This window comes from Bacillus cereus, from assembly GCF_002567495.1.
In the GTDB taxonomy this organism is placed as follows: domain Bacteria; phylum Bacillota; class Bacilli; order Bacillales; family Bacillaceae_G; genus Bacillus_A; species Bacillus_A cereus_AQ.
Genome location: NZ_NVAP01000031.1, coordinates 1 through 15,282 on the forward strand (window position 1 = coordinate 1; position 15,282 = coordinate 15,282).

The window sequence follows — 15,282 nt, forward strand, 5'->3', positions numbered from 1 at the left end:
AGGAGAATTCTTTCGGGAAATTCGTTAAATAAATTAATACATATACATATGTGCTCATTAAAAAGGTGTAACAGCTTGGGAAGAAGTGAAGAAAGATGAGCTTTCTACGAAGGTAAAAGAAAAATTAGGTGTGAAATAATCAGTTATTTGTGACGGTGGATTTTCCTACGGGGTGGGTTCGCCGTTTTTTCTTATTTACACCTAGAAGCTCATGTGTTCTATGTTAGAGTGCAAGTCATTTAAAACAGTAACATCCATTTCTGGTTATATCTGGTTTGATGAAAATGAGGATGGTTGGATGGATCCTCAGGAACAAACAGTTGCACCAGAATTGGGTGAAATAAAGTTATATTTAATTAATGAAAATGAAGAAATAGTTGAGGAAAAAATAGTTTCTAGATTACAAAATGGTCAAGCTCATTACTATTTTGAGGTAGAAGAAGGCAATTATAAAATACGAGCTGAGTTTACTGAAAAAGGAAAATATCAGCTTACTAGAGATGGAGGAGATTCATTTTTCAATTCTACAACAAACGAAACAAGATATTATCAAATTATGAAGTCATATAATATAGATAGTATACAGCTGGGATATAAAAAAGCATCTTAGGCCTATCCAAAGTAAGGAAAAAAGCTAAAGATGATAGTAATGAGGTTGGATTTCAATTTTAAGTGGGACAAGCGCCTCTCTTTTTTTATTATTGATAATTTCATGTACCATAATTATTAATAATAAATCTAATTAGGAAGAAGTGCAGCAGGACGAGCTTCCTGCGAAAGTGAAAGAAAAACTAGCTGCAAAATAATAAAAATAAAAAGGGTTTGGCCTTAAAGGTCAAACCCTTTTCTGTTTTCAAAATCTTTTTCTGAAATGACTATGAATCCATGTCTTTTAAATAGTGCTGTTGTTACGCTGTAACCAGTTTGTTTATTGCCACTAATTACATAAGTCTTATCGTTTTTGCACTAGAACCGATACCCCTACATTTTTCTGCCTCTTTGGTAAAGCACAGAATAATCCTTACTAATACCATCGCGATTTCTGATAACTTACAAGTAGAGGTATCACTCAATATAACAAAAATGTAATGTTAATGAAATGTAATTCCACCGATACTAGTAATGAAATTATATAAAATGAAGGGGAGTTAAAGAATTTTTATAATGAAAAAGGAGAAGTATTTATGCGAAATATATTAAGTGTAGAAAAAATTGAAAAATATTATGGTAATAAAGATAACGTAACAAAGGCTATAGATAATATTAGTTTTAAGGTAGATGAGGGGGAATTTGTTGGGATAATGGGGCCCTCAGGAAGTGGCAAAACTACATTACTTAACTGTATATCAACGATTGATAATGTTACTACGGGAAAAATTATAATCAATAATAGTGACATTACTCGGTTAAAATCAAAGTCACTAGATAAGTTTAGGAAAAATGAATTAGGGTTTGTATTTCAGGACTTTAATTTATTAGATACTCTTACTGCTTATGAAAATATTGCCCTAGCGTTAACCATAAAAGGTGAGGAAAGTTCAAAAATTGATGGCAAAATACAAGCAGTTGCAAAATATTTAGAAATTGAACAAGTATTAAGCAAATATCCTTATCAAATATCAGGTGGACAAAAACAAAGGGTTGCTTCGGCAAGAGCTATCGTAACAGAGCCATCTTTAGTACTCGCAGATGAACCAACAGGATCGTTAGATTCTAAATCGGCTAGATTATTACTCGAAAGATTTGAAAGTCTAAATAAGGATTTGAAAGCTACCATACTTATGGTTACTCATGATGCGTTTACAGCAGGCTATGCTCGTAGAATTCTTTTTATTAAGGATGGAAAAATATTTACCGAGTTAGTCAGAGGGAATGATTCCAGAAAAGAATTCTTTACTAAAATTATCGAAGTTATAACCCTTCTTGGAGGTGACGATAATAATGTACTCTAAGATTGCTATTGGGAATGTAAAGAAAAGTTTTAAAGATTATGCCATATATTTCTTAACACTAACACTGGCTGTTTGTATATTTTATAGCTTTAACTCAATAGAATCACAAAAGGCACTTATGGAAATTAACGCTTCAGATAGAAAGTATGTGCCTACAGTAATGAACGCTATCTCAAATGTGTCAGTATTTGTATCCGTAATATTAGGTGGTTTAATATTGTATGCAAATAATTTCTTAATTAAAAAACGTAAAAAAGAATTAGGAATATACATGACTTTAGGTATGGGAAGAAGAGACATATCCAGAATATTAGTAACAGAGACATTTCTAGTTGGCGTTATATCTTTAGTGAGTGGACTTATAATAGGTATTGGAGTATCGCAGGGGTTATCTACACTTGCATTAAAGCTATTTGACTTGCCCATCAATAAATATAAATTTGCAATTTCAACAGGTGCTATAGGTAAAAGCGTATTATACTTTGGAATCATGTTTTTACTTGTTATGTTATTTAATGTATATGTTGTTTCTAAATACAAAATAATTGATTTGTTAACAGCAGGTAGAAAAAACGAAGATGTAAAATTTAGAAATCCTCTTATCTATGTAATCACATTTATTATGTGTGTAGCATCACTTGGATATGCATATGTGACTGTACTAAAAATCGGATTGAATTTTACTAATCCTATGCTCGTGGTATCAATCATTCTTGGAATATTAGGTACATTGCTGTTTTTCTTTAGTTTATCTGGATTTATATTATATGTTGTAAAGAAGAATAAAAAAGTCTATTTTAAAGGTTTAAATATATTTATCATCAAACAAATAAATAGTAAGGTTAATACAAATTTTATATCCATGTCTGTAATCTGTTTAATGTTATTCCTTACAATGGTGGCTTTATCTACAGGAATCAGCTTTAACAGAATGATGGACGTAACAACGAAAGAAATAACACCATTTGATGCCAGTATTACATTGGAGAATAAGGATGAAAGTTACACTATAGAAGAAGTATTAAATAAAGCTAATTTTAAAATAAGTAATAACGAAAAATATGTATCTTATAATGTATATCGAACAGGGATGGAAGTGGTGGACTTTGTACCAGAACTTAAAGATTATAATAACAGTATAGATTTCATTAAAGTATCTGATTATAATAAAATGTTAAATCTTAAAGGTGAAAAGGAAATCATTTTAAATAACAATGAAATCTTACTTTTATCAAATGAAAGCCGGTTGATTAATTCGACAAATGAAAGATTAAAAAATAGCGATAAGATGAATATTAAAGAAAAAGAATATTCGGTAAAAAACGCTAAAGTTATACAAGAGAATCTTTACACTTATGATGTGCGAACTAATTACTTCACAATTGTTATAAATGATGAGTTTTTATCAGGCTACAAAATTACTGATTCCGTACTTAATGTAAATTATTTAGATGGAAATAGAGAAGCATATAATAAAAAATATGATAACGTTGCACGGGGCCTTTATGACGAAAACGGCCCGAAATTAAATGTTAATCGTATAGCAGGCAAATCAAAGGATGAAGTTTATGCAGGAAGTAAGGGATTGAAAACTATCGTACTGTTTATTGGGATATATATAGGTATTGTATTTTTAATAACGAGTATGGCTGTATTAGCTCTTCAACAATTATCAGAAGCCAGTGATAGCATAGATCGATATAAATCTTTAAAGAGAATTGGCTCAAACGGAACAATGATCGATAAAACGATTTTCATTCAAACTTTCGTATACTTTAGTCTTCCAGTTTTTCTTGCCATAATTCATTCTATAGTTGGAATTTATGTAGTCAATTATTATATTAACACATTTCAACAAACAGACATTATTTTACCAGCATTGATGACGGGCTTAGTATTTCTTGTAGTTTATGTAGTATATTTCTACACGACATATGTCGGGTATAAAAATATTGTAAAAAGTAATACTTGATTTTATAATGCTTATTAGGGCTATTACACCTTGTTTCTCAAGATGTAATAGCCTTATATTCCGTATAGGGAGGGAAAAGTCATGAAAAAAATCATTCTGATTGAAGATGACGAAATCATCAGAGAAGAATTACAACATTTTTTTATAAAGTATGGATATGAAGTAAAGGCTCCCACAGATTTTAATCATATTATCAAATATATAGAAAGTGAGAATGCAGACCTTATATTACTAGACATAAATCTTCCTGTGTTCGATGGCTATTATATATGCAGAGAAATACGTAAAACTTCAGATGTTCCAATCTTTATGGTTACAAGTAGAGATAGTGATGTAGATGAACTGATAAGTATGAATTTAGGAGCAGATGATTTTATAACAAAGCCTTATAATACAGAAATACTATTAGCAAGAGTAACAAACATTTTAAGAAGAACATCTGGAGATTTCAAGACGAATCATACCTTAATTTATAGAGATTTTAATTTAAATCTTTCAAATGCAACAGTTACTTATCAAGACAAGTCTGTAGAGTTAACTAAAAATGAAGTTAAAATACTCTCTTGCTTAATAAATAATCGCGGAAATATTGTAAAAAGAGATTCACTCATAGAAAACTTATGGAAATCTGATTATTTTGTGGATGATAGCACCTTAACGGTTAATATAAATAGATTAAGAAAAAAGCTTGAAGAGATAGGTATAGAAAATCCAATTGCAACAAGAAGAAGCTTAGGGTATATAATGCCATGAATTTAGGTGAATTTATTAAAGATAAAATAGTAGTAATACTATCTAATGTACTGGTATATATCATACTAGCAGGTATATTGCTGACTGTGAATGTTCAGTTCATTATCATATTCTTTGTCTTTTGTATTTGGTTTTTTCCATTGATTTCATATATGGCTATAGAATTTATAAAATGTAAAAATTATTATAATGAGATTAATGGCATATTAGAAAACTTGGAGAAAAAATACCTACTACCAGAGGTAGTAAAGGAAGCAAACTTTATACATGGGAAAAAGCTTAACGCTATACTGAAAGAAGTAAGTAGAGATATGCATGAAAATGTAAAGTATTATAGAGATATGCAAATAGATTACAGAGAATATATAGAGACATGGGTGCATGAAATTAAGACACCGATAGCTTCTACAAAGCTAATAATTGAAAATAATAAAAATGAAGTAACTAATAAAATTGACTCTCAAATGGATCGAATCGAGGGGTTTGTAGAACAGGTTCTGTATTATTCTCGAAGTAATAACGTAAATAAAGACTATATGATAAAGCCAATCAACCTTAATAATGTAGTAAGGAATGTAATTAAAAGAAACTATAGGGATTTTATTCATAAAAGAATAAAATTAGATATTCAGGATATTGATGAGATCGTATATAGTGATGGGAAATGGATTGAATTTATTATTAATCAAATAATAGGAAATTCTATAAAGTACTCAAATAACAAAGAACAAATGATACGTATATGCTCAATTAAGAAAACTAACTCAGTAATACTAACTATAGAGGATAATGGAGTAGGGATAGTCACTAAAGATATAAATAGTGTTTTTGAGAAAGGGTTTACTGGAGAGAATGGAAGAAAGTTTATCAAAAGTACAGGAATGGGCTTGTATCTATGCGAAAAATTGTGTTCAAAATTAGGATTGAAAATTGGGATTGAATCTGAAGTGAATAAAGGAACTAGAGTTACATTAGTATTTCCTTTATCAGATATGTTAACTTTTGAGTCTTATTTATAAAAGGAATACTGCCATCTTCCTACGAATTCCATATGAAACTTAAAGACAAATTAAAACGGTATGAAAAGACTAGAAATTCTCATCATACCGTTTGTATTATTTAGTCATTAAACATATTGTTATATTTAATTGTAAATCGAATCGATGTTAATCTGGATTAGCCATTACTATTTTTGAAGCCCACTATTACTTAACGTAAGATTTGGTTGCTACACAGACCTCGTAAGTGAGAAATTGTACACCATATAAAACAGTAAAATAAATATCCGATCCCTTAGCGTACAAGAAATCGGATATTTTGAGTCTGAATTCTGTTCAAACGCACAGTTTTCTTTTTTTGATATTGTGACTCTATGCCCATCAAGCTAAGATTTTTAATTACCCCTAAAATGAAAAAGTTATTTCTTTACAGTCATTTATGAAAAATTAATTGAATTTCTTTTTTTTACAGATGATTAATTTTTAAAAATTATACTCAAGGGTTAGGGTTTCACAATAACTTTTATGAACTATTAATATTTCATAAAAGTTATTGTGAATTTTGTGAATGAGTGTTTTTGACTTTCTACTTTAATAAATCCATCGTGAGCTTCGATAATTGATTTCGCTAGTGCTAAGCCAATTCCAATGGAGCCTTCTTTATTAGAATTTTTTGTTTTGTAAAATCTATCGAATATATATGGCAAATCTTCTGATGCAATACCTTCACCAAAATCTTGAATTATTATTTCAGTATGAATAGGAGAGTTTGTGACTTCAATATAAATAGAACTATTATCATTTGAATGTTCAATGGAATTCTTTAAAATATTTAATAAAGCTTCTTGCATCCAAATACTGTCATGGAAAAGTGATGTTTTTTCATTGGTTTTTAAATGTATGTTCATATTTTTTTTATTTAATTTACTGTTCAAACTAGCAATGACCTCATAAATTGTATCAATAATATCAGAGTTTTCTTTTTCAAATAGTATTGCCCTAGCATCTATTTTTGAAACTTTTAATAAATTATGTATTAAAAAGCTGATTCTTGAAATTTGAACATCATTATTGTGTAAAAAATGATATTGCTGTTCATTTAATTTACCTTGTAATAAGATATCATTGTTCACTGTTAGTGTTGAGAGTGGTGTTTTTAGTTGATGAGAAATATCTTGTAAAGTTTGAATTAAAAATTGTTTCTCTTCCGTTAAATTATGCATACTTTTTCTAATAACATTTTTCAGTTTATGAAAAGAATTAGCAAGTTTAGCTAGATCTCCTTCTCTATTTTCCTTGATATCAATGGTGTAATCACCTTCAATAATTTTATTCGCTGCAGCTGTTACATTTCTAATTTTTAAGAAAAAAGATTTATATTGTAAGTAATTTAGAAAAATTAGGATTAAGCTGAACCCTATTGCTCCAAGGAACATGTATATATTGTTTTGAGATATATGTTTATTTAAATAAGGAAAAAGTCTTGAGTCTAATTCAGCAGATAGACCATATTGATTTAATAGCATTTCTCCATCACTGGAATACTCTTTTTTATTCGCTGTATCATTTGTAAGTGCTTGTATTATTTCATATTCATTTTCTGGGTTTTGTGCAATTAGTTTCCCGGTAATTTCACTCCAAATAGTAATATAATCATTTTTTAAATGGTCATATAGAATATGAACTGTGATAACTTGATATATAATAAATAAAAAAGAGATTAATGCTAATGTAAGTATATTAATTTTTATTTCTCTATTTATCATTAAATTACTCCTTACTGACGTCTTTATTCCAGAAATATCCGACACCTCTTTGTGTGATTATACAGTCAGGATTTTGTGGATTATCCTCAATTTTACTTCTCAATCTTTTTACATAAACAGAAAGAGTATTTTCATCGAAAAACACTTCACCTTCATCTGCTATTTTTTTCAATATCTCATTTCTTTGTAACACTTTATGAGGATTTAGCATTAACGTTAATAAGAGTTTGTATTCTAAATGTGTTAAATTTATACTTTTCTCATGCTTGAAAGCTCTAGCCGCTTCAACTTCAAGGTGTATATTTTCAGACCTCAATATAGTATTAGAAGCTGTTTTAATTTTTTTTCTTAATTGTACTTTTACTCTAGATAATAGCTCTTTTACCCTGAAGGGTTTTGTTATATAATCATCTCCACCAATATCAAGGCCCATTACTACATTTGCCTCCTCATCCAGTGCTGTGAGAAAAATAATAGGTATATCACCTTTGCTTTTAAGATAGGTACATAAATCATACCCATTTCCATCTGGGAGTCCAACATCCAATATAGCTAAGTCAAATTTATTATTTTCGTATTGGTCTTTTGCATCTCGTACAGTAGAAACTCTTATAACCTCAAGTCCTTCTCCTTTTAGAGTAAACTCAATAGCCATTCCTAGATCGTTATCGTCTTCAACGAATAATACTTTATCCACAGTATCTCTCCTCATTTGTCTTTGATTATGGCAGTATTTTAGATTATGACAGTTATTTTACACGTTGATTGGCTAATTTAAAATAGTTTAGTATGGAAATGGACTTTTAGAAGCTTTTCTGAGTATAAGCATAATACCCAAATCGGGTTAAAGCTTTTCAGTTCATAATGAGATACAACAATTATTTAAAGCAGAATATTTACGTAATTCATACATGTACTTGCTTATATTTTGAAAAACCTTGTAATAGTGTCTTGTTGAATTTGTACGTTTTTATACAATCAGTAATGTTTTGTTTAAGTTATCTTATACAAAAATGTTAAATGAAATTTGAATTCGCATTAATTATGTAAATGAATTTTATAAAACAGATCATTGAGAATAAGAGCCGAATGGGAGCGGATTTTTGAGAATTTGAAAAGTATGTGTGTACTTAAATAAGTGTATAAAAGCCGTTTAATTTTAAAGTATATCTTGATCAGAGTTACGAGTATATAAAAAGTTAGATTTAGTAATCTTACTAAACTGTAAGATTAAAGTATATATAGTAAGACAAGAGTTATTCAATTAACAATTAAAGACGTCTATACTGAAGGTAATCATTCTTTATTAAGACTTGTAGCATTTTAGCCACTGTTTATATAAAGAAAAAACCTACTGTTCTAATCCAAGATTAAATATAGTATATGAGGAGGAAGAAAATGAAAAAGATAATAGGATTTCTAGTAGTAACAGCAATTTTTATAGGTATAGGGTTTGCTGTAAATCGGTATATAAATGGTCCCTCACAACCAGTAAACGGTATCATGGTATCTGGAACGAAAGAAAATATATCAGCTGTCAAAAATCTGTATAAAGATCAAAACGTACGAACAGCAGATTATAGTTATAAATTGGTCACAGAAATAATAAAACAAGAACTCACTACCGAACAGAAAGAAGAAATTAAGAAAGAATGGAAAGAAAAAGGAGAAAATATGACTGAAGAAGAGATGGACAAGCAACTTGATAAATCATCTGTTAGCAAGAAACAATATGCGGTAATTACAAAATCTACAGCTGAAAAATTCTTAAAAAAAGGAATTATAAGAACACCCTTATCTAAAGAAGATAGTTCAATGACTTCAACCCCGGTAAAAGAAATAAAAGAATTAGCGAGTGAAAAAAACTTATTTTATAGAAAAAAAGCGGAAGATGAGGAAGTTAAGGATGGAAATTTAAATTTAAATGGACAAATGATACCTGTTCAACATATTGAACAAAATAATTGGATTGGCTATTTTTCATCACCGATAGTAATTGTTAATGAGGAAACATATAAACAATTAAAAGAAAAAGAAGTAAGCCTTTCGTTAATTCAGTTTGCAAAAGAAAATTTTGATTATAAAAATAAAAACAAAGTAAAAAAGGTGGTCGACTACGTTTCAAAAGTGTATGCAGTGAAAGACGAGAATGGTGAGCACGATAAGGATAAAATCTATTTTGTAGAGATTCAAAATTAATCTGTGAAAAGGATGAGTTGTATGGAGGTTGTTAGATTAGAAAATGTAGTAAAAACATATGGAGAAGGAGAAACGCAAGTACAGGCGTTAAAAGGAATTAATCTTTCCATTCATAGGGGAGAATTCGTAACCATAGTTGGAGCATCAGGTTCTGGTAAAAGTACCTTATTGCATATTTTAGGAGGGCTGGATCGTCCGAGTTCGGGAAATGTGTTTATAAGTGATGAAAATATCTACAATTATAAAGATAATGAACTCTCTATTTTTCGCCGAAGAAAAGTTGGTTTTATATTTCAGTTTTTTAATTTAATTCCTGTCTTGAATGTACAAGAAAATATTGCTTTGCCAGCTCTATTGGACGAAGAACAGGTAGATGATCATTACCTGGATGAAATTATAAGAACTCTAGGGTTAAATGAAAGACGAGATCATTTGCCTTCTGAATTATCGGGTGGTCAACAACAAAGGGTATCTATTGGTAGATCTCTTATAAATAAACCCGATATTATCTTAGCGGATGAACCAACCGGAAATCTAGATACAAAAAATACAAAAGAAGTTCTGAATTTATTAAAAGTAACGGCTAAAAAATATAATCAGACGGTGATTTTAATTACTCATGATCCTGCTATCGCATCAAACTCTGATCGAATTATAACCATTACAGATGGCATAATTATTTCGGATAAAAAATTAGTGCAAAATCAAGAAAAATGTGGAGGGGAGGAGTATTGATTCATAGTTACAAACAGTTAAGTCAAAAATATCTCAGAAGTAATATAAAACGTACTCTGCTAACATTAACAGGTATTATTTTAGCATTGGCGCTAATAACAACGATTGGACTTTTTTTTAATAGTGGATACACTTCGGGAATTGAAAATGCTAAAAAAGGTTCTATGGGTTCTGCAAATATTTCAGTTGAAAATTACAATCAAAAGCTTTTCAATATGATAAAAAGTAATCCTAATATATCTTCTTATGGCATCATAACTCCAGGAGAGGTGATCCAAATTGATGAGATAGCTGTCTCTTATATGTATGCAGATCATCAAGCATTGAAGCTGTTAAAGTCAAGTATTCCTGTAGAAGGTAAGCTACCTTCAAATGAAAACGAGGCTGTTTTAGAAAAATGGATGCTGCCTTACTTCGGGCCCAATCTTAAATTAGGCGGTATGTTTACTATTCATGAAAAAAAATATAAACTTGTTGGTTTGTTAAATAAATCTAATAGTAATCAGGAAAATAAAACCGGTCAATTATGGACATATAAAAATAAGTTTAAAGTTGGAGAAGGTAGCGCATTGATTGAATTGCATAAATACGCAAACTTTGATGAAGTTGAAAACCAATTTAAATTATTGACGAATAAAGAAAATATAAGAGTGAATGAAGAATTAAAGAGAGCCTTAAAGCCTAGTGTGGAGATATTGGTGGCAGCCGCTATTAGTATTGGGATTGTTGTGATTTCTACAATTGTTATTATTTATAATGCATTTCAAATTAGTATAGTAGAGCGAATGAAACAGTTTGGCCTATTGAGGAGTATAGGAGCTACAAAAAAACAAATCAGAAAAATTGTGATAAGAGAAGCAACATTTCTTTCTATTATTGCTATCTTTTTTGGGATTTTGTGCAGCATATTAGTAGTCTTTTTACTTAATCAAGTACTGATAAACATACTTAAAAACTCTATGGGATATACAATTAAATTAGATTGGTTAATTATATGTGTATGTTCTTTAATTACATTAATAACTGTTTATATTTCAAGCTATTTTCCTGCTTTTTTTGCAGGTAGAATTTCACCGTTATTGGCAGTAAGTAGCCGATTAGCTATAAAAAAAGAAAAAATAAAGAAAAAAAACAGAACAAAATTAAAGAAACCACTATCTTTCCCGTTAAGTATGGCATTAAAAAATATCCAAAGGAATCCCAATAGATATACAGTTACAATTTTGTCTATTATTATAAGTAGTGTACTGTATATCACGTTTACGTTTCTCATAGATACTGCCATTCAGCGTAAACAACCGGAAATTCAAGCTCTAAAATCGGATATATCAGTTACGCTTAATTCAAATTTAGACAAGCCTAGCATAGATCGTATGAGTCAAAATATTTATAAAGTTAATAACGTAGAGAAGCTGTACAAGCAATATCAGGCAAATAATTTTTATACGAAAGTACCAAAAAATAAACAAATTAAAGAATTACAAGGAAATGAATCGCTGTATCAGAAAGTAAAATATAATAATCAAACTGTAGAAATTATGAAAACACAAATAAAAGCATACGATGAGAATAGTTTAAAGAAACTAGCTGAAAATGTAACTAGTGGAAGAATAGATATTTCAAAATTAAATCGTGAAAAAGAGGTTGTTTTAGTAAAACAAGCTGCATCAAATGATATGAATACAAGTAAAAAATATATAGGTTCTCTAAGCACTTTTCAGGTAGGGGATGAAATCCAAATAACAAGTCAGCAAGAAAGAAAATCTCCAGAGGAAATCTTCTACAATGAAGAAAAACTAGAAACTTTAAAAATAGCTGCGATTGTAGAATTGGACATTTTTAATATGAGCAGAGTGATGGATACCATAACTTTTATTACTAGTGAACAAATAGCCGAATATATTACACCTTCTCCACAAAAATTAACAGGTTTTGAAATTGATTTAGAGAATCAATCTCGGGCTGATGCTACAATTTTAGATATACAAAAGAAACTGGGTGGAGATGCATCTATAGATGTACAAAATAATATTGTTCAAAGTAATTTCCATACAGACAATATACTTTATATAAAAATATTAGGGTACGGATTCATAGCTGTTATTACACTAATTGGTTGTGTAAATATTTTAAATACCATTACAGTCAGCATCATTATGAGAAGAAAAGAATTGGCTGCTTTAAAATCGATTGGTATGTCGCAGAAGGATTTGAAAAAGATGGTTATATATGAAGGACTTCTGTACGGTTTCTTTGGAAGCATACAAGGGATCTTTTTCGGCTGTATGCTGTCGTATATTCTTTATGTAGCACTGTCAAATACGGTGTCGTTTGAATGGATTATACCTTATCAATCTAGCTTTATCACATTTATAACTGCACTTTTGATTAGTTATGTATCGGTACTAATTCCGCTTCGGAAAATTAAAAAGGATAACGTTATAGATGTAATTAGAGAAGAATAGCAGTAGTTAAAACAATATGTGATTCTGAAGTTTAACTGAGATACGTATAAAACGGTTCGTAATCTGTATTATATTTCAACTTTACAGTTCAAATCGAGGAATTCTAAAACATAAAATACAAAAGTACCTTATNNATAAGGTACTTTTGTATTTTTTAAAATGACATAAGATACGTTTACTTGAGTTTTTTAGGTAGTTAGGGTTTGATATACTAACTTAAAATAAAAATGTTGAGTAGTTCATTTTCAGTATACATCAATATATCTGAATTAAAAATGCAATTTTGCATCGAAATATCTGCAGTACCAATTCCATAATAGTCTCAAGTCTATTACAGTGGGAGCATTGTTGTTACTAGTTGGTGGAGTCATTTTCTTAAAACATAAAAATACATAAAAAGAGAAGTAAGGACGAGTTACGTAAAGTTGTATATGATTACACGCAGTGAGAAACAAGAATTAGAAATGTGTATGATGTATTGATGGCTACATGTTATGGGGGGAGGATACTTGTTATTGGAAAAAGTATTTAGTGAAAACATAAATTGAAGTGTTTGTATAAAAAACCTCCCAAAGGAGGCTTTTTATGAAGATAAACGTTTTGAAGCAGTCATCTTTTTAACTTTCATAATAATTTCACGTTCTAACATTTCATTTTTCTTACCAATTCGGCTTCCAATAAAGAAAACATCGATTAAAGCCCAGAAACCAAGCCCTCCAAGAGTCAGTGTCATGGCAATTGCCATACCAAAGTCACGTGCGTAGTAGCGGTGACCACCAAGTCCGCCTAGAAAAAACCAAATTAGGTAAGCAAGTCCTTTTGATTTTTTCTTTTTCTCAAACTCTGAAGTAACAAGAACCATTTGATCCGTTGTTAAGTCCTTTTTCAATAGTAGGTTATCCATTAAAATTCTCCCTTTAAATGTAAGGTATAATTATTCCGAATATAAATATATAACAATATTAACTTTAATGTAATAACCCAGAAAAATATTATTGGTAATTCAAAAATTAATGGTTAAATACAATTTAAAGAATATGGTCAATCATTTGTGTGAAATAGCTTGTGTATACCATTTGGGATACTATAATTAATTTTCAATTTCATTTCAAGAACAACGGAAACAAAAGAGAAATCGAAACGAAATCATGAAAGAAACTATATTAAAAGCACTACGATTTAAAAATAGAAAAGGCCTCATCAAATAAAGATGACATTGGTGGATCAGTTTCAAGTTGTATAAAATTTAAAGCGCATTTGTAGAATCATGGAGAAATAAGAGATTGTTTGTTCGGTTCGCATAGCGAATCTGTTATTTAATTAAAACAAGAGATTTAGAAATATATAACATACATAATTATTATAGATGTCAATGGAATTCAAAAAAGATGAAACTGTTGAATACAGAAATAGCTTTTTTGATGTTGCCTAGCTTTTTTAATGTCCTTTACAAAGGAGACAGATCACTTTATCATTTTAGCCAAGAAGACTCCTTCCTCAAGGAACGCGAAGTGAGTAGGTGGGAGATGAATTGGCTTCGAACAAGGGATGGCAGGAAGCCAGTTTAATTGTTCGACATACATAAAGTGTTACTTCACTATCTATCGAATGTGCGTTCGGTATATAATAGTCTTATACCGAAATAGAGGTGAATCAAATGATAATTAATAAAGCGTATAAGTTTCGTATCTATCCAAATCAAGCACAAGCAATTCTAATTAACAAAACGATAGGTTGTTCTCGCTTTGTATTCAATCATTTCCTATCCTTATGGGATCACGCATACAAAGAGACAGGAAAAGGCTTGACCTATGGTACATGCTCTGCCAAACTACCTGCCATGAAGAAAGAGCTTGTTTGGTTAAAAGAAGTGGATAGTATTGCGATTCAGTCGTCTGTTCGCAACCTTGCGGATGCTTATACGCGCTTTTTTAAAAAACAAAACAGCGCACCGCGTTTTAAATCTAAGAAGAACAACGTACAATCTTATACCACAAAACAAACAAATGAAAACATTGCCGTTGTAGGGAACAAAATAAAGTTGCCGAAACTAGGCCTTGTTCGATTTGCCAAAAGTCGCGAAGTAGAGGGGCGTATTGTAAATGCTACGGTTAGACGTAACCCTTCTGGCAGATACTTTGTGTCATTGTTAGTTGAAACTGAGGTACAAGAACTTCCGAAAACAAGTTCTTATATTGGAATAGATGTAGGACTAAAAGATTTCGCTATTTTGTCAGATGGAACACACTATGAAAATCCGAAGTTTTTCCGATCATTAGAAGATAAGTTGGCAAAAGCACAGCGTGTTCTTTCTAGAAGAATGAAAGGATCTTCTCGCTGGAATAAGCAACGAGTAAAAGTAGCAAGAATTCATGAATACATATCAAATACTAGAAAAGATTACTTGGACAAAATTTCAACTGAAATCATCAAAAACCACGA

Annotated in this window: 12 protein-coding genes and 2 pseudogenes; 11 read left to right on the forward strand and 3 right to left on the reverse strand. The window is 30.1% G+C overall.

Annotated features, from left to right (window positions below; translation table 11 throughout):
• Nucleotides 1-61: 61 nt before the first annotated feature.
• The 6 genes and pseudogenes from COK05_RS32190 to COK05_RS14650 all read left to right on the forward strand — a co-directional run.
• A pseudogene (locus tag COK05_RS32190) lies at nt 62-139 on the forward strand (YxeA family protein); the annotation flags it as partial.
• Nucleotides 140-220: 81 nt separating this feature from the next.
• Nucleotides 221-610 (forward strand): SdrD B-like domain-containing protein, encoded by a 390-nt coding sequence (locus COK05_RS14630; protein WP_098613147.1) that lies wholly within the window; start codon nt 221-223, stop codon nt 608-610.
• Between the two features lie 574 nt (nt 611-1,184).
• Nucleotides 1,185-1,952 (forward strand): ABC transporter ATP-binding protein, encoded by a 768-nt coding sequence (locus tag COK05_RS14635; protein WP_098613148.1) that lies wholly within the window; start codon nt 1,185-1,187, stop codon nt 1,950-1,952.
• Nucleotides 1,942-3,924 carry an FtsX-like permease family protein gene (locus tag COK05_RS14640; RefSeq protein ID WP_098613149.1) on the forward strand — a complete coding sequence of 661 codons (1,983 nt, stop codon included), beginning with the start codon at nt 1,942-1,944 and terminating at the stop codon, nt 3,922-3,924. Before COK05_RS14635 ends, COK05_RS14640 begins: the two co-directional genes overlap by 11 nt.
• Nucleotides 3,925-4,005: 81 nt before the next feature.
• Nucleotides 4,006-4,677 (forward strand): response regulator transcription factor, encoded by a 672-nt coding sequence (locus COK05_RS14645; RefSeq protein ID WP_098613150.1) that lies wholly within the window; start codon nt 4,006-4,008, stop codon nt 4,675-4,677.
• Nucleotides 4,674-5,696, forward strand: coding sequence for a sensor histidine kinase (locus COK05_RS14650; RefSeq protein WP_098613151.1), 1,023 nt, complete (start codon nt 4,674-4,676; stop codon nt 5,694-5,696). The genes COK05_RS14645 and COK05_RS14650 overlap by 4 nt, the downstream gene beginning before the upstream one ends.
• A gap of 512 nt (nt 5,697-6,208) precedes the next feature.
• Here the strand turns inward: COK05_RS14650 and COK05_RS14655 are convergent.
• Together COK05_RS14655 and COK05_RS14660 are read right to left on the reverse strand one after the other, a co-directional pair.
• On the reverse strand, nt 6,209-7,441 hold the full coding sequence (locus COK05_RS14655; RefSeq protein ID WP_098613152.1) for a sensor histidine kinase: 1,233 nt from the start codon (nt 7,439-7,441) through the stop codon (nt 6,209-6,211).
• Between the two features lie 4 nt (nt 7,442-7,445).
• A complete protein-coding gene (locus tag COK05_RS14660) occupies nt 7,446-8,138 on the reverse strand; it encodes a response regulator transcription factor (protein ID WP_098613153.1) in 693 nt (230 codons plus the stop codon).
• Between the two features lie 701 nt (nt 8,139-8,839).
• Here COK05_RS14660 and COK05_RS14665 point away from each other — a divergent pair.
• From COK05_RS14665 to COK05_RS14675, 3 genes are read left to right on the forward strand one after another with little or no spacing between them, the layout of a single operon-like run.
• Complete coding sequence (locus tag COK05_RS14665) at nt 8,840-9,640, forward strand: lipoprotein BA_5634 family protein (RefSeq protein WP_088362270.1); 801 nt, start codon at nt 8,840-8,842, stop codon at nt 9,638-9,640.
• A 21-nt stretch (nt 9,641-9,661) separates the two neighbouring features.
• Nucleotides 9,662-10,375 carry an ABC transporter ATP-binding protein gene (locus COK05_RS14670; RefSeq protein WP_098613154.1) on the forward strand — a complete coding sequence of 238 codons (714 nt, stop codon included), beginning with the start codon at nt 9,662-9,664 and terminating at the stop codon, nt 10,373-10,375.
• Complete coding sequence (locus COK05_RS14675; RefSeq protein WP_098613155.1) at nt 10,372-12,840, forward strand: ABC transporter permease; 2,469 nt, start codon at nt 10,372-10,374, stop codon at nt 12,838-12,840. The genes COK05_RS14670 and COK05_RS14675 overlap by 4 nt, the downstream gene beginning before the upstream one ends.
• Before the next feature lie 583 nt (nt 12,841-13,423).
• On the opposite strand, the gene COK05_RS14680 is transcribed toward COK05_RS14675, so the two are convergent.
• Nucleotides 13,424-13,744 carry a TM2 domain-containing protein gene (locus COK05_RS14680; protein WP_000369371.1) on the reverse strand — a complete coding sequence of 107 codons (321 nt, stop codon included), beginning with the start codon at nt 13,742-13,744 and terminating at the stop codon, nt 13,424-13,426.
• Between the two features lie 112 nt (nt 13,745-13,856).
• Here COK05_RS14680 and COK05_RS31735 point away from each other — a divergent pair.
• Together COK05_RS31735 and COK05_RS14685 are read left to right on the forward strand one after the other, a co-directional pair.
• Nucleotides 13,857-14,116 (forward strand): annotated as a pseudogene (locus COK05_RS31735) (IS3 family transposase); the annotation flags it as partial.
• 381 nt (nt 14,117-14,497) lie between these two features.
• Nucleotides 14,498-15,282, forward strand: a 785-nt coding sequence (locus COK05_RS14685; RefSeq protein ID WP_098613156.1) for an RNA-guided endonuclease TnpB family protein, incomplete at its 3' end; no start/stop codon positions are given.

Bases quoted from the DNA above. Each gene is read 5' to 3' on its own strand.
- COK05_RS14630 (WP_098613147.1), top strand. From the start codon at position 221: ATGTTAGAGTGCAAGTCATTTAAAACAGTAACATCCATTTCTGGTTAT.
- COK05_RS14635 (WP_098613148.1), top strand. From the start codon at position 1,185: ATGCGAAATATATTAAGTGTAGAAAAAATTGAAAAATATTATGGTAAT.
- COK05_RS14640 (WP_098613149.1), top strand. From the start codon at position 1,942: ATGTACTCTAAGATTGCTATTGGGAATGTAAAGAAAAGTTTTAAAGAT.
- COK05_RS14645 (WP_098613150.1), top strand. From the start codon at position 4,006: ATGAAAAAAATCATTCTGATTGAAGATGACGAAATCATCAGAGAAGAA.
- COK05_RS14650 (WP_098613151.1), top strand. From the start codon at position 4,674: ATGAATTTAGGTGAATTTATTAAAGATAAAATAGTAGTAATACTATCT.
- COK05_RS14655 (WP_098613152.1), bottom strand. From the start codon at position 7,441: ATGATAAATAGAGAAATAAAAATTAATATACTTACATTAGCATTAATC.
- COK05_RS14665 (WP_088362270.1), top strand. From the start codon at position 8,840: ATGAAAAAGATAATAGGATTTCTAGTAGTAACAGCAATTTTTATAGGT.
- COK05_RS14670 (WP_098613154.1), top strand. From the start codon at position 9,662: ATGGAGGTTGTTAGATTAGAAAATGTAGTAAAAACATATGGAGAAGGA.
- COK05_RS14680 (WP_000369371.1), bottom strand. From the start codon at position 13,744: ATGGATAACCTACTATTGAAAAAGGACTTAACAACGGATCAAATGGTT.